This window comes from Mameliella sp. CS4, from assembly GCF_019392335.1.
Classification (GTDB): Bacteria; Pseudomonadota; Alphaproteobacteria; order Rhodobacterales; family Rhodobacteraceae; genus Antarctobacter.
The window spans coordinates 45,118-64,180 of sequence record NZ_JAHXRQ010000013.1; the positions used below are offsets into that span (position 1 = coordinate 45,118).

18 protein-coding genes and 2 tRNA genes are annotated in these 19,063 nt (G+C 64.1%); 13 read left to right on the forward strand and 7 right to left on the reverse strand.

Going from position 1 to position 19,063, the window contains the following annotated elements; all coding sequences use genetic code 11:
- Position 1: 1 nt before the first annotated feature.
- The 3 genes from KZZ07_RS15890 to soxR all read right to left on the reverse strand — a co-directional run bounded on the left by KZZ07_RS15890 (position 2) and on the right by soxR (position 2,669).
- Positions 2 to 1,753 carry a hypothetical protein gene (locus KZZ07_RS15890; RefSeq protein WP_219515670.1) on the reverse strand — a complete coding sequence of 584 codons (1,752 nt, stop codon included), beginning with the start codon at positions 1,751 to 1,753 and terminating at the stop codon, positions 2 to 4.
- 305 nt (positions 1,754 to 2,058) lie between these two features.
- Positions 2,059 to 2,134: transfer RNA gene (locus KZZ07_RS15895), tRNA-Val, on the reverse strand.
- Between the two features lie 28 nt (positions 2,135 to 2,162).
- Positions 2,163 to 2,669 carry a redox-sensitive transcriptional activator SoxR gene (soxR, locus tag KZZ07_RS15900; protein WP_255564387.1) on the reverse strand — a complete coding sequence of 169 codons (507 nt, stop codon included), beginning with the start codon at positions 2,667 to 2,669 and terminating at the stop codon, positions 2,163 to 2,165.
- Positions 2,670 to 2,739: 70 nt separating this feature from the next.
- Here soxR and KZZ07_RS15905 point away from each other — a divergent pair, with 70 nt between their 5' ends.
- Positions 2,740 to 2,937: a hypothetical protein gene (locus KZZ07_RS15905; protein WP_219515671.1), complete on the forward strand. Its 198-nt coding sequence runs from the start codon at positions 2,740 to 2,742 to the stop codon at positions 2,935 to 2,937.
- Entirely contained in the window at positions 2,934 to 3,071 is a 138-nt protein-coding gene (locus tag KZZ07_RS15910) for a hypothetical protein (RefSeq protein WP_219515673.1), read from the forward strand. Before KZZ07_RS15905 ends, KZZ07_RS15910 begins: the two co-directional genes overlap by 4 nt.
- Positions 3,072 to 3,144: 73 nt before the next feature.
- On the opposite strand, the gene KZZ07_RS15915 is transcribed toward KZZ07_RS15910, so the two are convergent.
- Positions 3,145 to 3,219, reverse strand: a tRNA-Val gene (locus KZZ07_RS15915).
- Positions 3,220 to 3,432: 213 nt separating this feature from the next.
- Between KZZ07_RS15915 and KZZ07_RS15920 the strand changes: the two genes are divergently transcribed.
- Together KZZ07_RS15920 and KZZ07_RS15925 are read left to right on the forward strand one after the other, a co-directional pair.
- Positions 3,433 to 3,624, forward strand: coding sequence for a hypothetical protein (locus KZZ07_RS15920; protein ID WP_043143672.1), 192 nt, complete (start codon positions 3,433 to 3,435; stop codon positions 3,622 to 3,624).
- 327 nt (positions 3,625 to 3,951) lie between these two features.
- Positions 3,952 to 4,203, forward strand: a complete 252-nt coding sequence (locus KZZ07_RS15925) for a hypothetical protein (protein ID WP_219515675.1) — start codon at positions 3,952 to 3,954, stop codon at positions 4,201 to 4,203.
- Positions 4,204 to 4,291: 88 nt separating this feature from the next.
- Here the strand turns inward: KZZ07_RS15925 and lon are convergent, their stop codons facing one another.
- A complete protein-coding gene (gene lon, locus KZZ07_RS15930; protein WP_219515677.1) occupies positions 4,292 to 6,703 on the reverse strand; it encodes an endopeptidase La in 2,412 nt (803 codons plus the stop codon).
- A gap of 366 nt (positions 6,704 to 7,069) precedes the next feature.
- Here lon and KZZ07_RS15935 point away from each other — a divergent pair, with 366 nt between their 5' ends.
- From KZZ07_RS15935 to KZZ07_RS15955, 5 genes are all read left to right on the forward strand, one after another.
- Positions 7,070 to 7,594 (forward strand): hypothetical protein, encoded by a 525-nt coding sequence (locus KZZ07_RS15935; protein WP_219515680.1) that lies wholly within the window; start codon positions 7,070 to 7,072, stop codon positions 7,592 to 7,594.
- A complete protein-coding gene (locus KZZ07_RS15940) occupies positions 7,594 to 8,016 on the forward strand; it encodes a hypothetical protein (RefSeq protein ID WP_219515682.1) in 423 nt (140 codons plus the stop codon). Before KZZ07_RS15935 ends, KZZ07_RS15940 begins: the two co-directional genes overlap by 1 nt.
- A gap of 223 nt (positions 8,017 to 8,239) precedes the next feature.
- Positions 8,240 to 9,457, forward strand: coding sequence for an NAD-dependent epimerase/dehydratase family protein (locus KZZ07_RS15945; protein WP_219515684.1), 1,218 nt, complete (start codon positions 8,240 to 8,242; stop codon positions 9,455 to 9,457).
- Complete coding sequence (locus KZZ07_RS15950; RefSeq protein WP_219515685.1) at positions 9,454 to 10,248, forward strand: glycosyltransferase; 795 nt, start codon at positions 9,454 to 9,456, stop codon at positions 10,246 to 10,248. The genes KZZ07_RS15945 and KZZ07_RS15950 overlap by 4 nt, the downstream gene beginning before the upstream one ends.
- Positions 10,245 to 11,102, forward strand: coding sequence for an NAD-dependent epimerase/dehydratase family protein (locus tag KZZ07_RS15955; RefSeq protein WP_219515686.1), 858 nt, complete (start codon positions 10,245 to 10,247; stop codon positions 11,100 to 11,102). Before KZZ07_RS15950 ends, KZZ07_RS15955 begins: the two co-directional genes overlap by 4 nt.
- A 257-nt stretch (positions 11,103 to 11,359) precedes the next feature.
- Here the strand turns inward: KZZ07_RS15955 and KZZ07_RS15960 are convergent, their stop codons facing one another.
- Entirely contained in the window at positions 11,360 to 12,121 is a 762-nt protein-coding gene (locus tag KZZ07_RS15960) for an SdiA-regulated/phytase-like domain-containing protein (protein ID WP_219515688.1), read from the reverse strand.
- A gap of 69 nt (positions 12,122 to 12,190) precedes the next feature.
- Positions 12,191 to 13,318 (reverse strand): tRNA guanosine(34) transglycosylase Tgt, encoded by a 1,128-nt coding sequence (tgt, locus tag KZZ07_RS15965; RefSeq protein WP_219515690.1) that lies wholly within the window; start codon positions 13,316 to 13,318, stop codon positions 12,191 to 12,193.
- 116 nt (positions 13,319 to 13,434) lie between these two features.
- On the opposite strand from tgt, the gene KZZ07_RS15970 reads away from it, so the two are divergent.
- The 4 genes from KZZ07_RS15970 to KZZ07_RS15985 all read left to right on the forward strand — a co-directional run bounded on the left by KZZ07_RS15970 (position 13,435) and on the right by KZZ07_RS15985 (position 18,945).
- Entirely contained in the window at positions 13,435 to 15,162 is a 1,728-nt protein-coding gene (locus tag KZZ07_RS15970) for a glycosyltransferase family protein (RefSeq protein ID WP_219515692.1), read from the forward strand.
- Entirely contained in the window at positions 15,159 to 16,109 is a 951-nt protein-coding gene (locus KZZ07_RS15975; protein WP_219515694.1) for a glycosyltransferase family 2 protein, read from the forward strand. Before KZZ07_RS15970 ends, KZZ07_RS15975 begins: the two co-directional genes overlap by 4 nt.
- Before the next feature lie 200 nt (positions 16,110 to 16,309).
- Positions 16,310 to 17,731, forward strand: coding sequence for a DEAD/DEAH box helicase (locus KZZ07_RS15980; protein ID WP_219515696.1), 1,422 nt, complete (start codon positions 16,310 to 16,312; stop codon positions 17,729 to 17,731).
- 212 nt (positions 17,732 to 17,943) lie between these two features.
- Positions 17,944 to 18,945 carry an NmrA family NAD(P)-binding protein gene (locus tag KZZ07_RS15985; RefSeq protein ID WP_219515698.1) on the forward strand — a complete coding sequence of 334 codons (1,002 nt, stop codon included), beginning with the start codon at positions 17,944 to 17,946 and terminating at the stop codon, positions 18,943 to 18,945.
- Positions 18,946 to 19,063: the final 118 nt, after the last annotated feature.

Sequence of the window (19,063 nt, forward strand, 5' to 3'; positions counted from 1 at the left end):
CTCACTTCCTCAACAGGTAGATGAAGTCACGGTTGTCCGCGAAGCCCACGAAACGCGGAATCGGCGTTCCGTCGCGGCGGCGGTCGTCGATCGAGGCCATGCCGCTGACCAGGTGATGCGGCACCACGGTGCCGTCTTCCTGGGTGTAGACGGCGGCATAGGTGTGTTCCTGCGAGTTCATGTCCAGAAGCATCGCGTAGTCACAGCCATAGGCCTGGAAGGTCCGCGCCATCGCCGAAGGCGTCGCGGTCGAGAAATAGGCGTAGATCAGGAACTTGCGCCCCGCGGCGGTTTTCATGCAGGCGCCGCCGCGCAGGGTGCGCAGCTTGGCGTCCGCGTCGCCGGACCAGTTGCCGCCCATCCAGCTGCGCACCTCGCTCCCGGGCACGCCCTCGCCGGTGACGGGATCAGGCTCGACCAGGGGCACGCCGTTCTGACGGGCAAAGCGGATGCGCGGCAAGAACTTTTCATCCTCTTTTGTCCACTTGCGCATGTCGATGGTGCCGTCATCCATGACGAGGATGGTGACGAGGTCGGGCTGCAGCTTGGAGAAGACCACGCCTTCGCTGATGAACCCGTAGTGGTGGCCGTAGTTGGTATAGGCCTTCTCCGTCAGGCGCCAGGCGCCGTGGCTGCGCTTGAACCCGGCGGCGAAGGTGCCCACCACGCGGTCGGTCTTGGCCGGAGAGAGCATGCCAGAGCGCACCAGCGGCGCGACATCGTCGATCCCGTCGGGGCCGGGAATGCGGTAGTTGCGCCCTGCCCCCGAGGGCCGAGGCGACCAGCCGACACGCGGGTGTTCGGTGCCCAGTTCATAGCCCAGCTCGAACTGTTCGAGGTCGAAGGCCAGCATGTAGACGTCGGCGCCGCGTTCCACCCCGTCCAGCCCGTGGGTCTCGCCCGGGCGGCTGAGAACGTCGCGCGAGATCATGCCGGGCTTCATCGCGCTGGCATAGACGCCGGGCACGTCCTTGATGGCGTACCAGCTGCCCGCCTCGACGCGGCCTCCCTCGGCGCCTTCGAGATCGAAGTTGAAGCTGGCGCGGAAAACCGGCGCATTGTCCAGCTTGGCCTTGCCAAGCGCCTTGACCGTCTCGCCCGCATCGGCGCCCTCGACCACGGGGCCGGAGTTCATGAAGGCGTCCTCGTAGAAGGAGCCCTTGATCATGTTCACGATGCTTTCGCCAAAGACGACGTTGTCCCGCAGGAATTCCGCCACCGCCTCGCGGTTGGTGGAGTTGCCGCGCACCTGGTTGCGCAAGAACACACGTTCCTCGCAGATCGGCGCGAAAGGCAGCCCCCGGTACTGGGCCTCGTCCAGCTCGGGGCTGCGGCCCGACCAGGGGGCGCAGCGGTATTCGGTGGCTTCTCCGGTGATGACCAGTTCGGGGTCGGCGCCACCGGCCAGGGCCATGACCGAATGTTCCGGATCGGCCAGTTCCAGGTGGAACTGGCGCGTGCTGGACCAGAACCCCTCGGAGCTGACGGTCAGCAGGTACCAGGAATTGATGCCCGGGTTCAGCGAGACCAGTTCATAATTGGTGCCGTCGGCACCCTGGGCCGTCTGGGTGGTACGGAAGGGTTGCAGTTCGAGAATGCTTTTTGTGCGGTCCTCGTTGTATTGCTGCATCTGAAGCGCGCGCGTCTGCGGGTCCAACACACCGCCAGCCTCTGCCAGTGCGGGCGCGGTCTGCAGGAATGCGGCGGAAATACCCGCCACCGCTGTGGCGCAAATAAAGCTATTGGGTCGCACGATTTTCCTCTCGCGTTGTCCCGGGAAAGCGGCCTGCCGCCTTCAAAGGAAATGAACGATTTTCTCCGCATCCCGCCTGGCTGGACAAACACCCGGCAGCGCCGGGCGGGCACGGACAGTCAAAGTTACAAATGACAAGTTTGAGGGTGTGAAAGCAACCCTCGCGGCACAGCTCGCGAGGATGTTATGCACAGCCGCCACAGGGGGCACCCGGACTGCGGCCAATCCCACCGGGATGAGGGCATTGTAAGCGGCACAAAGACACTCGACCCGGTTCGGGACTTTTGCGCCGCACCACGGGGGAATGGTGGGTGATGAGAGACTCGAACTCCCGACATCTTCGGTGTAAACGAAGCGCTCTACCAACTGAGCTAATCACCCGGCAGGAGGCGATGTAGCGAAGGACGGCTCAGCGCGCAAGTGGGTCTGGTGGTGCTTCGCGTTCTTCCTGTTCTCCCAGCCAGCGACGCGGGCCCGCGCCGTTTTCGCCCAGACGATCCTGCGCATTGTAGAGCGGGCAGTTTTCCAACGAAAGACAGCCACACCCCATGCAGTGATCGAGTTGCCCCCGCAACCGTGCCAGAAGCTCCATCCGACGGTCGATTTCTTCGCGCCAGATCTCGGACACCCCTTGCCAGTCAGCCTTGCGCACGGCGCCCCCCGTTGGCACCTGCGCCAGCACCTCGCGCACCTGGGCGAGCGGAATGCCAAGCGTCTGGGCGATCCGGATCACCGCCACGCGGCGCAGCTCTCGCCGGTCATAGCGGCGATGGTTGGCCTCTGTCCGCCAGCTTTGGATCAGCCCCTCGGCCTCGTAATAATGCAGGGTCGACACCGCAACGCCCGCACGGCGCGCCATTTCCCCGACAGTCAGATCATTGCTGCGCACGCGGCGCGGGCCAGTCTTTCCGGACATTCTTCTTGACCTCAAGTTCACTTGAGGAAGCAGCCTAGGGAAACAAACCGAATCTGCAAGGAGAACCGCAATGTCCGCCCAAGCGCTCAAACAACTCGACGAAAGGCACCGGTCGCGCAGGCGTCCGGCGCGGTGGCGCAACCGCATGGCCCGCCTGTTCCGCCGGGGCACCGACCGCCGCAGACAGGCGCAACTGCGCGCCGATCCCCGCCTCTTGCGGGATGTCGGATTGCAGCCCGAGGACCTGGATCAGGGAGGCCGGTCATGAGCGGCTTCCTTGCCCGCCTCATCGCCCCAGCCCCGCGCTGTGGCCAGCTATGCCGGGAGGTGCAGGAAGAACTGGCCACGATGCGCCTCTCCGACGCCCTGCGGGAGGTGGCCCGCCGGCAGTCTGCCCCGTGACCCGCAACAGCCCTGAAGGAAGGGCCCAGAAAGCAGGAAAGCGCGCCGTTCGGGGCGCGCTTTCCGGGAAACCTGGTGGGTGATGAGAGATTTGAACTCCCGACATCTTCGATGTGAACGAAGCGCTCTACCACTGAGCTAATCACCCGGTGGCGGTCCTATTACCGGCAAGCGCAGCCCTGCGCAAGAGGCTTGGCGCCCAAAAAATGACCCTCTTGCAGCCTCCCTGGATCGCGCGCCCAGAGAGGCAGCATCAGCACAGTCGATGCGCGAAAACAACAGCGCGGCTGTGGGTCGCTTGACTTGCAGCGAATCTCCAATGCAGGGTTTTCCTATCTGCCACTTGGGTTTGGAGACTCACATGAAAAAGACAATTGCTGCCGCAAGTCTTCTGATCGCTGCAACGACCACCACATCGATCGCCGGAAGCTATGAAACCCCCTATGTCGCGCCGCCGGTCGTCGTCGAAGAGACGCAACAGACCAGCAGCAGCGCCGGCATGCTGCTTGCGCTGATGACCATCGTGGTCTTCGGCGTGGCCGCCAGCCAGTAAGGCACGTTCGGCCCGGGCGCCACGCCCGGCCGTTCCGGCCTCACGGCGATACCGTGGGGTCTTGGCCCGGGGACGCGGGGACGAAACCGACCCCAGCACGGGACCAACCGGGGACAAGGGCCTCGCAGCATGGCTGCGGGGCCCTTTTCTGTATGGTCCGTTTCGACACGGGCAAGAGTGCCTGTTGCATCTTGGTCGCGGCAAGATAGCTGGCACGCGTTGCCACCTTGCCCCAACGTCAATTAGGTTCAAGATATCAACAGCGCCTTCGGGCGCATTGGTTCCATATCCAGTTGACTGTCTACTGCATTAATCACGGGGGATAAGATGAAGAAACTCGTACTCACCACCGCGCTGTGCCTGTCGGTGGCCAATGCCGCATTTGCAGACGGCAAGCCCGCGCCCAAGATGAGCCCGGAGCAACTGCGCAACGACATGATCGTCTCGTCGCAAAGCGCCGAACTAGGCACCACATCGTCAGGCGCGGCGCTGCTGATTCCGCTGTTACTGTTGGTTATCGTTGCGACGGCGGCCAGTTCCGGCAACGGCGGGCACCATTATTTCTACCCTGTTTACTAACAGGCCGTTCGGCCCCTATTCGAACAAAAGAAAACGCGCGGTGGTTGCCCACCGCGCGTTCCTGTTTTCAGACCCTTCGGGCCAGTGATCAGTGCGCGGTTGCGCCTGCCACCGAATCCTCGGCCTTCTTGGCCGATGCTGCGGCGGCCGCTTCTTCCGCCGCCTCGTCCCATTCTACCGGCTCGGGCTTGCCGACCAGGGCAATGTCCAGCACCTCGGAGACGTGCTTGACCGGGATGATCTCCAACCCGTTCTTCACGTTGTCCGGCAGTTCGGCCAGATCCTTTTCGTTCTCTTCGGGGATGAGAACGGTCTTGATTCCGCCACGCAGGGCCGCCAGCAGTTTTTCCTTCAACCCGCCGATGGGCATGGCGTTGCCGCGCAGAGAGACCTCGCCGGTCATGGCGATGTCCTTGCGGATGGGGATGCCGGTCAGGACCGAGACAATGGAGGTCACCATCGCCAGACCCGCCGAGGGGCCGTCCTTGGGCGTCGCGCCATCGGGCACGTGGACGTGGATGTCCAGCTTGTCGAATTTCGGCGGCTTCACCCCGATTTCCGGCGCGATGGACCGAACGTAGGACGAGGCGGCGTCGATCGACTCCTTCATCACGTCGCCCAGCTTGCCAGTGGTCTTCATCCGGCCCTTGCCCGGCAGTTTCAGCGCCTCGATCTGCAAGAGATCGCCACCAACCGAGGTATAGGCCAGTCCAGTGACGACACCGACCTGGTTTTCGTCTTCGGCCAGTCCATAGCGGAACTTCCGCACGCCCAGGAAATCATCGAGATTGTCCGAGGTCACCGCGACCACATCCGTCTCTTTCTTGACGATCTTGGTCACGGCCTTGCGCGCGCATTTGGCGATCTCGCGTTCAAGGTTCCGCACGCCAGCCTCGCGGGTGTAGTACCGCACCATATCGGTCAGCGCGCCATCGGTGATCGAGAACTCCTTGGCCTTCAGCCCGTGATTCTTGACCTGCTTGTCCAGCAAGTGCCGCTTGGCGATCTCGATCTTCTCGTCCTCGGTGTAGCCCGAAAGCGGGATGATCTCCATCCGGTCCAAGAGCGGCCCAGGCATGTTGTAGCTGTTGGCCGTGGTCACGAACATCACGTTCGACAGGTCGTATTCCACCTCAAGGTAGTGGTCCACGAATGTCCCGTTCTGTTCGGGGTCCAAAACCTCCAGCATCGCGCTGGCCGGGTCGCCACGGAAGTCCTGCCCCATCTTGTCGATCTCGTCGAGCAGGATGAGCGGGTTCGTGGTCTTGGCCTTTTTCAGCGCCTGGATGATCTTGCCGGGCATCGAGCCGATGTAGGTCCGGCGGTGGCCGCGGATCTCGGATTCGTCCCGCACGCCGCCCAGCGAAATGCGGATGAACTCACGTCCCGTGGCCTTGGCCACCGATTTGCCGAGGCTGGTCTTGCCGACACCCGGAGGGCCGACGAGGCAGAGGATCGGGCCCTTGAGCTTTTTCGAGCGCGCCTGCACGGCGAGATACTCGACGATCCGCTCCTTGACCTTTTCCAGGCTGTAGTGGTCGTGATCGAGGATTTCCTGAGCCTTGTTCAGGTCCTTCTTCACGCGGCTCTTCACGCCCCACGGAATGTTCAGCATCCAGTCGAGGTAGTTGCGCACGACGGTCGCCTCGGCCGACATGGGCGACATGTTCTTGAGCTTCTTCAGCTCGGCATCGGCCTTTTCCCGGGCTTCCTTGGACAGCTTGGTGCCAGAGATCTTCTCTTCCAGCTCGGCGATTTCGCCTTCGCCGTCCTCGCCATCGCCCAGCTCCTTCTGAATGGCCTTCATCTGCTCATTCAGGTAATATTCGCGCTGGGTCTTCTCCATCTGCGACTTGACCCGGGTCTTGATCTTTTTCTCGACCTGCAGGACAGACAGTTCGCCCTGCATCAGGCCATAGACCTTCTCCAGCCGCTCGCTGATCGAGAGCGTCTCAAGCAATTCCTGCTTTTGCTCCACCTCGACGCCCAGGTGCCCGGCGACAAGGTCGGCCAGCTGCGCGGGGTCGTTGGCCTCGCCCACGGCGGACAGGGCTTCTTCGGGGATGTTCTTCTTGATCTTGGAGTAACGCTCGAACTCTTCGCCGACGGTGTGCACCAGCGCCTCGATCGAGGCGGTATCGCCCGGCATCTCGGTCAGGTGCTCAGCCTTAGCTTCGAAAAAGTTCTCGTTTTCAAGGTATTCGTCGATGCGCACGCGGCTCTGGCCCTCGACCAGCACCTTGACGGTGCCATCGGGCAGTTTCAGCAGCTGCAGCACATTGGCCAGCACGCCAGCCTTGTAGATACCGCTGGTGTCCGGATCGTCGTCGGAAGGGTCGATCTGGCTGGCAAGCAGGATCTGCTTGTCATCGTTCATCACCTCTTCCAGCGCACGCACGGATTTTTCGCGCCCAACGAAGAGCGGCACAATCATGTGCGGGAACACGACGATGTCGCGCAGCGGCAGCACCGGGTAGGAAGGATTGAGGGGTTGTTTCATGCTCGTGTCCTGTTCTTGGCAAGACGTCCCTGCCCCGCTTCGCGGCAGCTTGAGGTCGCCTCCGGTCATGAGGGTCAAAGATGGGGTTACTGCGCCGGAATTCAAGCACGCACCTCTTCGCCCTGGATGGGCAGCATGACCTTACGCCCCCCGGTGTGCAACCGCCCATTGCGTCCCGGACGCGCGCCACGCACGCCATCTGCGGAGAAACCCGCGGGAAACACGGGTCATTCCCAATTCAGGAAATTATACCCGTGCCTGGAAGATCACACAGACCGTATCACGTATAAAAAAAACACTCTGCGCAGGCTCGACGCCATTTGGCGTCACCCCTAAGAGCGCGCCATTGCAATTTCAAAGAGCCGAATGACGATGAATATCCGTTACCTGCCCCTGGCCCTGCCGCTGTTGCTGGCCGCCTGTGTCGACTACGCCGAGGTGAAGACCCCGCCGCAATCCGTCAGCTTTACCCAGAAACGCGCCCAGGCGGCGGTTCAGGGCTATTCCGAAACCACCTTCCGCAGCTTCCGCAGCACCGCCAAAGGCCGCAAGGACAACCAGGAACTGGTCGGTGTACGCTGCACCCTGGCCGGGACCGGCTTCAAAGCCGCCTTCGTCACCCCCGCAATCGTCAAGATGCCCGCCTATAAGGGTGCGGCGGACCCGATCACCGTCACCTGCCGCACCGACAAGGAGCGGACGGACAAGACCGTCAAGCCAATCAACATGACGCTGTTGCGGATGAACCAGTCCTCGACGACCTCGGGCGGGATTCTGGGCATTGCCCTGACCGCCGCCGCCAAGGGGATCGCCAAGGCCGCGCGCGATCCGCTCAAGGATGAGTTCAACTACCCGGCAAATATCCACCTGGTGCTGGGGGTCGAGGATTGATGTCCCTGCGCCTGCTGCTTGTGGCCGCCGTGCTTGCCCTTTCGGCCTGCGCCGCGGACTACGATCCGCCGGCAACGCCGGTGGCGCTGCCGCCCGAGCCCAGCAAACCTGTCCTTCAACGCGAAACCGTGACCGTCAGCGCCTTTCTGGTTGGCGCCTCGTCCTCTTTGGCGGAACTGAACACCGCGCGTTGCGAGATCGCGCGCGGAGGGCAGACGGTCACCGTCACGACCCCGGTGATGCTCTCGATCCCGGTCCATGCCGGAGCGCAGGAACCGCTGGACATCGACTGCAGCGCACAGATTGGCCCCCGGCTGGCCCGCACGACCCTGCGCCACCTGCCCGAAACGGCCATCGCAGACCCGGCGGATACGGCGTCCCGCCACTATCCCGAACAGATCACGATCCGGTTCCGGCAATAGCTCCACGCCGCCGCCCGATATACCGGGCGGCGGCGATCCGCCGATATCACCCCTGTATCAATTCCGCGTCCCGCCTTTGAAAACAAAGCATTTTCAATTGGAAAGAGGCATTCCCACGGCAGCAATTGTCAAGAAAGCTTCATTTTACTTCCCCGGTTGTGCACCCTACGGGCAAACGTTAATGCGGCTTTGAGCGCGCGAAAACATCCATGAGGAGACCCCGATGCGTATCGCGATCCTTGGCGGCGACGGATTCGTCGGCTGGCCCACCTGTCTGCATCTTTCGGCCCAGGGGCACGAGGTGCATATCCTCGACAACCTGTCCCGGCGCTGGATCGATACCGAACTCGGCGTGCAGTCCCTGACCCCGATGGATTCGATCCAGGAGCGTTGCCGCATCTGGAAGGACGTCACCGGAGAGACCATCCATTTCCACCTGCTCGACCTCGCCAATGAGTACGAGCGCCTGAAGCAATGGATGGGCGAACATCGTCCCGAGGCGGTGATCCATTTCGCCGAACAGCGCGCCGCGCCCTATTCGATGAAAACCGACCGCCACAAGGTCTACACCGTCAACAACAACACCAATGCGACGCATAACCTGCTGGCCGCAATGGTGGAATCGGGCATCGACGCACATCTGGTGCACCTCGGCACGATGGGCGTCTACGGCTATTCCTCGGTCGGCGCGCCGATCCCCGAAGGCTACCTGGACGTGACCATCGACACGCCCAACGGTCCGAAAGAGCAGGAAATCCTCTACCCGACGCGCCCCGGCTCTGTCTACCACATGACCAAGAGCCTCGATCAGATCCTGTTCCAGTTCTACGCCCAGAACGACGGGTTGCGAATCACGGACCTGCACCAGGGCATCGTCTGGGGCACGCACACCGACCAGACCCGCCGCCACGAACAGCTGATCAACCGGTTCGACTATGACGGCGACTATGGCACGGTGCTGAACCGTTTCCTGATCCAGGCCGCCATCGGTTATCCGCTGACCGTGCACGGCACCGGCGGGCAGACACGGGCCTTCATCCACATCCAGGATTCGGTGCGCTGCATCGAACTGGCGCTGGCGGATGCGCCGGAGCGGGGCGACCGCGTCAAGATCTTCAACCAGATGACCGAGACGCACCGCGTCCGCGACCTGGCACAAAAGGTGGCGGAATTGACCGGAGCGGAGGTGAAATACCTGCCCAACCCGCGCAAGGAAGCGCCCGAGAACGACCTGATCGTCAAGAACGACCAGTTCCTGGCCCTGGGCCTGAACCCGACGACACTGGCCGAAGGCCTGCTGTCCGAAGTCGTGGACGTGGCGAAGAAATACGCCCACCGGATCGACCGGTCGCGCGTGGCCGCCGTTTCGGCCTGGACCAAGGACATCGCGGCCAAGGTCGACCATGACCCCGAGGGCAAGGCGCTGCGGTCCGTGTCGTGAAACTTGCCTATGTGACATTGGTGACCAACGCGGATTTTGCGTTGGGCGCCAAGGCATTGCTGCACTCTCTTGATGCGACGGGCACAACGGCGGAGCGCGTCGTCCTGCACACCGGCGGCGCCCCTGCCGAGGCTTTGGCGCCGCTCGCCGCCCTTGGCGCGCGACTGGTGGAAACCGACCTCCTGCCCACCTCGGAGGGTTTCAACGCCGCCCACGCGCGGGAGGCCCTGCATGGGGCCGCGCCCTTCACCAAGGGCGAAAAGCCGGCTTTCCACACGCCGCTCGACAATTTCTGCAAGCTGCGTCTCTGGCAGCTGGACTATGACCGTGTCGTCTTTCTGGATGCCGATACGCTGGTCCTGCGCAATATCGACAGGCTCTTCGACTTCCCCGAGTTCTGCGCGGCGCCGAACGTCTACGAAAGCCTCGGTGATTTTCACCGGATGAACTCCGGTGTCTTCACCGCGCGCCCGTCCGAGGCCACCTTCGACGCCATGATGGCCCGTCTCGACACCCCCGGCGCCTTCTGGCGGCGCACGGATCAGACCTTCCTGCAGGACTACTTTCCCGATTGGCACGGGTTGCCCGTCACGTTCAACACGCTGCAATACGTCTGGTTCAACATGCCCACGCTCTGGAACTGGGACTCGATCAAGGTCCTGCATTTCCAGTATGAAAAACCCTGGCAGGACCACGCCAAGGCCGACCGGCTGCGCCCGCTGATCGACCTCTGGCGCGCTTATGCGGCAGGCCGGACACCCGACCTGTCCAGCCTGCCAAACCCCTCATGATCGCGCTGACCGGCGCCTCCGGCCTCGTGGGCCGCTTTCTGCTGGCGGGCCTGCCCGGCCCAGTCACCGTGTTGGGCCGCCGTGCCCTGCCCGGCCATGATTTCCGCCCCTGGGACCTGTGCGGCCCGGCGCCGGACCTGGCAGGGGTCGACACGCTGATCCACGCCGCGTTTTCCCATGTCCCGGGGCGCTACCGCGGTGGCGAAGGCGACGACCCGCGCGGCTTCCTGCAGGCCAATCTCGACGGCACGAGGCATCTCTTCGATGCCGCCGCCGAGGCGGGCGTCACGCGCATCCAGTTCCTGTCGTCCCGGGCGGTCTTCGACGGCGCGCCCGAGGGCACCCCTCTCACCGAGGACACCCCCCCTGACCCCGCCTCGCTCTATGGTCAGGTCAAAGCGGCGGCAGAGGCGCATCTCTCGGCCCTGCCGCTGACCGGGCAGAGCCTGCGCGCCACAGGCGTCTACGGCCCCGGCCCGGACCATAAGTGGCAGGACCTCTTCGCCGACTACCTCGCAGGCCGGCCCATCGCGCCCCGCCGTGGCACCGAGATCCATGGCGCCGACCTCGCCGACGCTGCCCTCCTCCTGCTGGAAAGCCGCGAGACCGGCGCCTTCCACCTCTCCGACCTGCTGCTCGACCGCCACGACCTGCTGACCGAGGTCCAACGCCTCACGACCTGCCCGCACCCGCCGCCCGACCCCAGCACAGGCCCGGTCAACCCGCTCATCTGCGCCCGCCTGCCCGCCCTGGGCTGGCGCCCCGGCGGCATGGCCCGCCTGCGCGCCGACCTGCCCGCGATGTTCCAGACGCCCGGCCCGAAGAGCCTGTTTCCCGGAGCCGTCCATCGCTGATGCCGATCAGAGGTAAACGGCGGCGCGGTGCAAGGGGGCGCAGCCCCGCCGTCAGGCGGCTTGCCCTTGCACCGCGCCGCCGTTTGCCTCAGGCATCTTTCAGCGTTGGGCGGTTCCGGGGGACAGGCACGGCCCTGTTTCCTGGTGAGTCCGGAAGCTTTCCAACACGCGCAGCGTGAGGGCAGGGTCGGCGGGCGGGCGCCTTTGCGGCGCAGCCGCAAACAGTCCCGCTCCGACGGCCCACCAAATGCCCGCCTTCACATGAAGGAACAGGGCGGACCGCGATCCAGCGGCTCCTCGATGGTCACTTCCGTCGGGCGCCAGTCGAAGATCGCCAGTGCCTGCCCGCCATCGAACCCGATGAACAAGGTCCCCGTCTCTGGCTGCAAGGCCACCCCTTCGGCGTCATAGCCCCAGGCCGACAGCGGCGTGACCGAAATCACCCGCCCGTCCGGCGCCAGTTCGAACAGCGCGTTCAGCCCCTCGTTGTCATCCACCACCAGGATATTACCCGAGTAAGGATCGCGCGCGACGCCCTGCGGCTCGACCATCGGCGGATCGAACCGGTCGCCCCAAAGCTCCATCAGGACTGTCCCGTCCGGCGCTACCCTCATCAGCCGCGACGGGTCGTCCTCCACCACCAGGAAAGTCCCGTCCACATCCCGGTGCATCCCTTCGGTATCGCGGATCGTCGCGCTGAGCGAAAACACCGCCTCCAGCGCGCGGCCCGTCCGGTCGAGCCACTGGAAGTCGCCCCATCCGTTGGCGATCAGCACGCCGTCCTCGGCCACGGTGACCGAGCGCACATAGCCCATGTCGGTTTCGAACCGCAGGATCTCGCGCCCGCCGGGCGACAGCAGTACCAGGTCCGAGTTTTCGCTCGCGACCCAGACGCCACAGACCTGCGCATCATAGGCAAGGCTCACCGCCCGGACGCCGGGAAAGGTTTCCAGGTGGCGCAATTCCGCCGCGGCGCTTCCCGCCACGACCATCGTCAGGACCAGACCCCAAGCACGCATCGTTCCCTCTCTCGGCCACCCGGAAAAGGATGGCACGCGGGCCGCACGCTTCAAGTCATGGGCAGCGGATCACAGCGGTTCGATGTCGCCTTCGGCGCGCCCTGCATGGAAATCCGCCTCGAACCCCGCAAAATCGCCCGCTTCGATGGCGTCGCGCATGCCCTGCATCAACTCCTGATAATAATGCAGGTTGTGCCAGGTCAGCAGCATCCCCGAGATCATCTCTCCGGCGCGAAAGACATGATGCAGGTAGGCGCGGGAATAACCCCGGCAGGCCGGGCAAGAGCAGTGTTCATCCAAGGGGCGCGGATCGTCCGCGTGCCGCGCGTTCTTGATGTTGACCTGCCCGCGCCGTGTCCAGGCCTGCCCGGTCCGCCCAGAGCGCGACGGCAGCACGCAGTCCATCATGTCGATGCCGCGCTTGACCGCGCCCAGGATGTCGTCGGGTTTGCCCACGCCCATCAGGTAGCGCGGCTTGTCCTCGGGCAGCATGCCGGGCGCAAAATCGAGACAGCCAAACATCGCCTCCTGCCCCTCGCCCACGGCGAGGCCGCCCACGGCGTAGCCGTCAAAGCCGATGTCCTTCAAAGCCTCGGCGCTTTCGGCCCGCAGATCCTCTTCCAGCCCGCCCTGCTGGATGCCAAACAGCATATGCCCGGGCCGATCGCCAAAGGCCTCGCGCGACCGCGCCGCCCATCGCATCGACAGGCGCATCGACCGGGTGATCCGGTCACGATCCGCGGGCAAGGCGGGGCATTCGTCAAAGGCCATGACGATGTCCGAGCCCAGCAGCTTCTGGATCTCCATCGAGCGTTCCGGCGTCAGCATGTGTTTCGAGCCGTCGATATGGCTGCGGAAACTCACGCCCTCCTCGGTCAGCTTGCGCAGATCCGACAGGCTCATGACCTGGAAACCGCCCGAATCCGTCAGGATCGGCTTGTCCCAGTTCATGAATTTGTGCAGCCCGCCAAGGCGCGCCACCCGCTCGGCCCCGGGGCGCAGCATCAGGTGATAGGTATTGCCCAAAAGGATGTCCGCGCCGGTCGCCGCCACGCTTTCGGGCATCATGCCCTTGACGGTGGCTGCCGTGCCCACGGGCATGAAGGCAGGGGTGCGGATCTCGCCCCTCGGGGTGCGGATCACGCCGCGTCGCGCGCGCCCGTCCCGGGCGATCAACTCGAAAGAAGACTGTGCCATGCGCGCCCCTCTACACCCATCCCGGAGCGGAACAAAGATGCAATCGCCGCCGCCCGTGCGCAGTTTTCGCAGCTCCGCCACTTGCCGAGGCACGCGCCCAAAGCCACTGTAGCGCCATGAGCAGGACACCCACCTACAAGGGCGGCATCAAGGCCGTTCTGGACCAATACGAAGCCCGCCGCGCCCCGCTGCCCGGCGATGGCGGCTTGCCACCCGCAGACGTTGACCTGGCCGCGCTGGCCGCATCCCCCGTGATCGACCCGGCACAGGGGCCATTTGCACCGCCCTTCGCCGACAATCTCCAGCGAAAGACCTACCAGTTGCGCGAGGAACTTCAGGGGTCTTCGGAACTCACGGTCCTGCACGGCCTGACCATCTCGCACCTGCGCAAGCGGGCCTTTCCGGATCAGGCGCCTCTGCTCTTTCAGCGCATGTGGGCGGAACAGGCGGATCACCTGCTGGGGCAGCTCGACGCGCGCTGGCTGGTCTCTGCCGTGACCACCTTCGGCGATCACGGGGCAACCCCGATCCAGCGCAGCACCGGGCTGGCGCTGACCGCGCTGTTCGGGATGATGAAACTCTACGAGAGCGAGCGGCTCTATAGCGGCAAATCGCCGGAAAAACCTTTTCCGGTCACCGAACGCATCAAGGCCAAGCTGCCTTTGCAGATGGACAGCTATGCGCTGGTGGGTGGTGGGCTGGACGTGAACCTGATCGCCCGCCTCTGGCAAGAGGCCGAGGGCGACGCGGTCATCCGCCCCCTCGCCCATCACCTGCTGGACCTGCTGATCCACGATCCGGCGGGCGTCTTTCGCCGCCTCGCCATCATGGCCGCCCGCAAGGAACGGCGCACCCGGCAGGCCTCACCACAGACCAACGACGCGCCGGTGCCCGCGCGCCCCCGCAAGACGCCCGAAACGCTGCGTTGGGGCCTTGTCAGCACGGTCAAGGCGCCCTTGCCGCAGATCGCGCGTTTTGCCGCCCATCACATCGACATGGGCGCCCATGAGCTGCACCTCTACCTGGATGCGCCCGATGCCGATGCAGCAGCCTTTCTGGGGCGCCATCCGCGCATCCATGTCACGCAATGCGACACCGCCTACTGGCAGGCCTCGGGCCGGAACCGCATGGCCCAGCACCAATTGCGACAGGCCTTCAACGCCACCCGCGCCCTGCGCGCCAGCGCCGAGGCGCTGGACTGGCTGGGGCATATCGACCACGACGAGTTCCTGCTCACCAACCGCCCCGTGGCCGAGATCCTGTCCGGGGTCGCCCAGGACAAGGCCATCGCCCGAATCCCCCCGGCAGAGGCGCTGGCGCGCGAGGACGGGCCGCCCCGGCATTTCAAGCTGACGCACAAGCAGGCGGGCATCAAGAAATCCCAGCTGCAGGAAATCTATCCCACCTTCGGCCTGCATCTTTTCGGCGGCTTTCTCAGCCATACCGGCGGCAAGATCTTTGCCCGTCCGGGCATCCCCGACACGCGGCTGGGCATCCACACGTTGAAATACAAGGGCGAGGACGCGACCAACCGGATCAAGCCTGACGGCATCTACCTGGCCCATCTCCACGCCCCCGACTGGGCGCATTTCCGCAGCCACCTCGATTTTCGCCGCGAGAAAGGGTCTTACCGGGCCAGCGACGCGCGGCCAGAGATGGGACAGGGCGAATTGCTGTCCTACCTCCAGGCCGAGGAAGGCGAGGCAGGCCTGCGCGCCTTCTTCGACGAGATCTGCGCCGACACGCCCGACCTGCGCGACCGCCTGTCGCGGCACGGGATGCTTCTGGCGCATGACTTCGATTTTGACGCCAGCGTAAGACGCGTTTTCGGGACCCTGCCGTGATCCGCTGGGGCACGGTCACGACAGTCAAGGCGCCGCTGAGGGCGATCCTGAACTTCGCCGCCTGGCACCTCGAACTGGGGGCGCACCGGCTGTATGTCTACCTTGATGAGCCCGCGCCAGAGACTTTCGCCACGCTCAAAGCGCATCCGAAAATCCGCGTGGTCACCACCGATGACGCCTGGTGGGCCAAGCGCAACGGGCGGCCCGAGAAACACCAGGCGCGACAGGCCGCCAATGCGCGGCACGCCAACAACCGCAAGCCAGAGATCGACTGGCTGGCGCATATCGACGTGGACGAGTTCCTCTTGCCCGCCTCCCCGGTGGGTGAGCAACTGGCCGCCCTGCCCGAGGATGCGCTCTGCGCCCGAATCCGCCCAGTAGAGGCGCTGGCGCCGGGCAGCGGCACCGCGCCGGGCGAAACTGCCTTCAAGGCCTTCCACCTCGACCAGGCCGCCCGCCAGCGGGCGGCGGGCGCCTGTTTTCCCACCTGGGGACGGCAGCTTTCGGGCGGCTTCCTCAGCCATGTCGCGGGCAAGCTGTTCTTTCGCCCCGGCACCAAGGGACTGCAGGTCAGGATTCACAACGTGATCCTGAACGGGAATCACAATCCCGGACAGGTCCCCCTGCCCGGGATCGAACTGGGCCATTTCCATGCCGACAGCTGGGATCATTTCCTGGCCTCTTACCGGTTCCGCCTGTCCCGCGGGTCCTACCGTGCCGAGCTGAAACCGCAGGTGCGTCAGGCGGATGCGGTCAATCTTCATGACCTGTTCCGGGGCATCGAGGGCGCGGGCGGCGAACCCGCGCTGCGCGCCTTTTTCGACGAAGTCTGCGTGGCCGACCGCGCTCTTTGCGACCGGCTGGAGGCGCACGACCTGTTGCGTCGGCATGTCATGGATCTGGACAGGCTGCGCACACAGCATTTTCCGGGGGTCAGTCCGGGCTGACACCTGGGCATTGTCGCCATTCAGGAAACCGGATGCACCACCTCCTGCCACGTCGGTGCAAGCTTTGATTGACGTTTCAAAGAGTTTTGACTATGGCAGGCCACAGTACGGGGATGAACGCATTGCCACCGGGCCATACGGGTCCGCTCCCCATCAGATGCGCGGGCCAGGCAAAGTGTCCGCAAACCAATCGGACATAAATGACCAAATTCTCTGATCTGAACCTCAGCCCGAAAGTCCTGAAAGCCGTCGAAGAGGCCGGCTACACGACACCCACGCCGATCCAGGAAGGCGCCATCCCACACGCGCTCGACGGCAAGGATGTCCTCGGCATCGCCCAGACCGGCACCGGCAAGACCGCAAGTTTCACCCTGCCGATGATCTGCAAGCTGGCCCGTGGCCGCGCCCGCGCGCGGATGCCGCGCAGCCTGGTGTTGTGCCCCACGCGGGAACTGGCCGCGCAGGTGGCGGAAAACTTCGACACCTATTCGAAATACGTCAAGCTGACCAAGGCGCTGCTGATCGGTGGCGTTTCCTTCAAGGAACAGGACCAGCTGATCGACAAGGGTGTTGACGTGCTGATCGCCACACCGGGCCGCCTGCTGGACCATTTCGAACGCGGCAAGCTGCTGCTCACCGGCATCGAGATCATGGTGGTGGACGAGGCCGACCGGATGCTCGACATGGGCTTCATCCCCGATATCGAGCGGATTTTCAGCCTCACGCCCTTCACCCGCCAGACGCTGTTCTTCTCCGCCACCATGGCGCCCGAGATCGAGCGCATCACCAACACCTTCCTCTCCGCGCCCCAGCGGATCGAGGTTGCCCGGCAGGCCACGGCGTCCGAGACCATCGAACAGGCCGCGGTTGTCTTCAAACCCAGCCGCAAGGACCGCGAAGGCAGCGAAAAGCGCAAGGTTCTGCGCGCGCTGATCGACGCCGAGGGCGAGGCCTGCACCAACGCCATCATCTTCTGCAACCGCAAGGTCGATGTGGACGTGGTGGCGAAATCGCTCAAGCAATATGGCTACAACGCCTCGCCGATTCACGGTGACCTGGACCAGTCGCAACGCACGAAAACGCTCGATGGCTTCCGCAACGGCGATGTCCGCCTGCTGATCGCCTCTGACGTGGCGGCGCGCGGCCTGGACATTCCCGCCGTCAGCCATGTGTTCAACTTCGACGTTCCCAGCCATGCGGAGGACTATATTCACCGCATCGGTCGCACGGGTCGCGCCGGACGCTCGGGCAAGGCCTTTACCATCTGCACTCCGCGCGATGAAAAATACTTCAACGCGGTCGAAAGCCTGCTGCAGAAGGACATTCCGCGTATCGACAACCCGGTCGCCGACGCGCCTGCCCCGACCCCGGCTCCGGCCCCTGTCGAGGCCAAGGAAGACCCCCCCAAGGACGAGCCCCGCAAGGACGAGCCGCGCAAGAGCAGCCGCAGCCGCCGCTCTGACAGCGACAAGGGCGACAGCCGCCCGGCGCGGTCCAAGGACAGCGGCCGGTCGTCGGACCGCCGCAGCGGCGGTGGCGGTCGCGACAAGACCGTGGTCGGCATGGGCGATCACATGCCCGAGTTCATTGCGCTGAGTTTCGAGGAACGCCGCGCGGGTTGATCGCGTGGCTATCGAACAAAACGGCCGGCCCTTCTGGGCCGGCCTTTTTCATTTCGGGGTGCATGTTCCGCCGCGGAGCACACCAACTTCGATGTCACACCGAAGAAGCGCTCTCGCAGAGAACTTCTCGAACGGTCTGACCTGGACGACGGCAGCGCGGACTCCGATTCCTTTGGGCGAATGGCCGCTTTCGAGAAACGGCCACTACAGGTATGTTTATCGGATGCAACGGTCAGGCCGACTTCTTCAACGCCTTCAGCCCCTTCGGCAAAGACACTCGACCGCTGCCGCGCAGAATACAAACGCGCCATCTATCGGAATGTGAAAAGCCTTGGTCGAAATATGAATGGAAGATCGGGATGTATGTGATCCTTGGTGGAACCGGGCAGGTCGGATCGGCAACGGCGCGCGCGCTCTTGGACGAGGGCCAGAAGGTGACGATCGTTACCCGCGATGAAAGCCACGGCAAAGACCTTGAAAATGCCGGGGCGAAGATCGCAGTCGCCGACATTCGTGACATCGATGCGCTACGTCGCATTTTCCAGACCGCCAAACGGGCCTTTCTGCTCAACCCACCAGCGGACCCCACAGGCGACACGGACGAGGAAGAGCGTGAAAACGTGGCCGCAATCGTCTCGGCTCTGGATGGATCGGGTCTTGAAAAGGTCGTCGCGGCATCGACCTATGGGGCCTTCGAGGGCCAGCGCTGCGGCGACCTCACTGTCCTGCATGAGTTTGAACGGGCCTTGGAAACGCAATCCATTCCAGCCGCGATCAACCGGGCCGGATATTACATGAGCAACTGGGCGGGCATGGTCGATCCGGTGCAAGCAAACGGCACACTGCCCAGTTTCTTTCCAGCCGATCTGTCAATTCCGATGGTGGCCCCGGCCGACCTTGGAAAAGCCGCCGCCCGACGTCTTATGTCTGGAACCGGCGATGTAGGTGTCGAGCATCTTGAGGGACCGGATCGCTATTCGGCAAATGATGTCGCCGCCACCTTTGCGGAGGTGATGGCCCGGAAAGTGAAGATTCAGGAAGTCCCCCGCAATGCCCTCGAAAACACTTTCCGAGAGTTCGGGTTCTCGGATGAAGCCGCAGCGTCCTATGCCTGTATGACCCGCCGGGTCATCGACGGGGAGACGATGCCAGAAGATGAGCCGATCCGGGGCGAAGTAACGTTGAAAGACTACCTCACAGCTATCCTCGGCTAACAAAGCGACCGTGCCCAGAGGCCATTCGCGGCGCGCTGTCCAATGCAGTGGCAAGACTTGAGGCGGCCACGCCGCCTTATGCCCGCGGACCGGTCACCGGCGCTATTTACGGCAAAGG

What these genes read in the sequence shown, in the direction of transcription:
- soxR (WP_255564387.1), bottom strand. Translation starts at nt 2,669, where the DNA reads ATGTCCGGAAAGACTGGCCCGCGCCGCGTGCGCAGCAATGATCTGACT.
- KZZ07_RS15905 (WP_219515671.1), top strand. Translation starts at nt 2,740, where the DNA reads ATGTCCGCCCAAGCGCTCAAACAACTCGACGAAAGGCACCGGTCGCGC.
- KZZ07_RS15910 (WP_219515673.1), top strand. Translation starts at nt 2,934, where the DNA reads ATGAGCGGCTTCCTTGCCCGCCTCATCGCCCCAGCCCCGCGCTGTGGC.
- KZZ07_RS15920 (WP_043143672.1), top strand. Translation starts at nt 3,433, where the DNA reads ATGAAAAAGACAATTGCTGCCGCAAGTCTTCTGATCGCTGCAACGACC.
- KZZ07_RS15925 (WP_219515675.1), top strand. Translation starts at nt 3,952, where the DNA reads ATGAAGAAACTCGTACTCACCACCGCGCTGTGCCTGTCGGTGGCCAAT.
- lon (WP_219515677.1), bottom strand. Translation starts at nt 6,703, where the DNA reads ATGAAACAACCCCTCAATCCTTCCTACCCGGTGCTGCCGCTGCGCGAC.
- KZZ07_RS15935 (WP_219515680.1), top strand. Translation starts at nt 7,070, where the DNA reads ATGACGATGAATATCCGTTACCTGCCCCTGGCCCTGCCGCTGTTGCTG.
- KZZ07_RS15940 (WP_219515682.1), top strand. Translation starts at nt 7,594, where the DNA reads ATGTCCCTGCGCCTGCTGCTTGTGGCCGCCGTGCTTGCCCTTTCGGCC.
- KZZ07_RS15945 (WP_219515684.1), top strand. Translation starts at nt 8,240, where the DNA reads ATGCGTATCGCGATCCTTGGCGGCGACGGATTCGTCGGCTGGCCCACC.
- KZZ07_RS15955 (WP_219515686.1), top strand. Translation starts at nt 10,245, where the DNA reads ATGATCGCGCTGACCGGCGCCTCCGGCCTCGTGGGCCGCTTTCTGCTG.
- KZZ07_RS15960 (WP_219515688.1), bottom strand. Translation starts at nt 12,121, where the DNA reads ATGCGTGCTTGGGGTCTGGTCCTGACGATGGTCGTGGCGGGAAGCGCC.
- tgt (WP_219515690.1), bottom strand. Translation starts at nt 13,318, where the DNA reads ATGGCACAGTCTTCTTTCGAGTTGATCGCCCGGGACGGGCGCGCGCGA.
- KZZ07_RS15970 (WP_219515692.1), top strand. Translation starts at nt 13,435, where the DNA reads ATGAGCAGGACACCCACCTACAAGGGCGGCATCAAGGCCGTTCTGGAC.
- KZZ07_RS15980 (WP_219515696.1), top strand. Translation starts at nt 16,310, where the DNA reads ATGACCAAATTCTCTGATCTGAACCTCAGCCCGAAAGTCCTGAAAGCC.
- KZZ07_RS15985 (WP_219515698.1), top strand. Translation starts at nt 17,944, where the DNA reads ATGTTTATCGGATGCAACGGTCAGGCCGACTTCTTCAACGCCTTCAGC.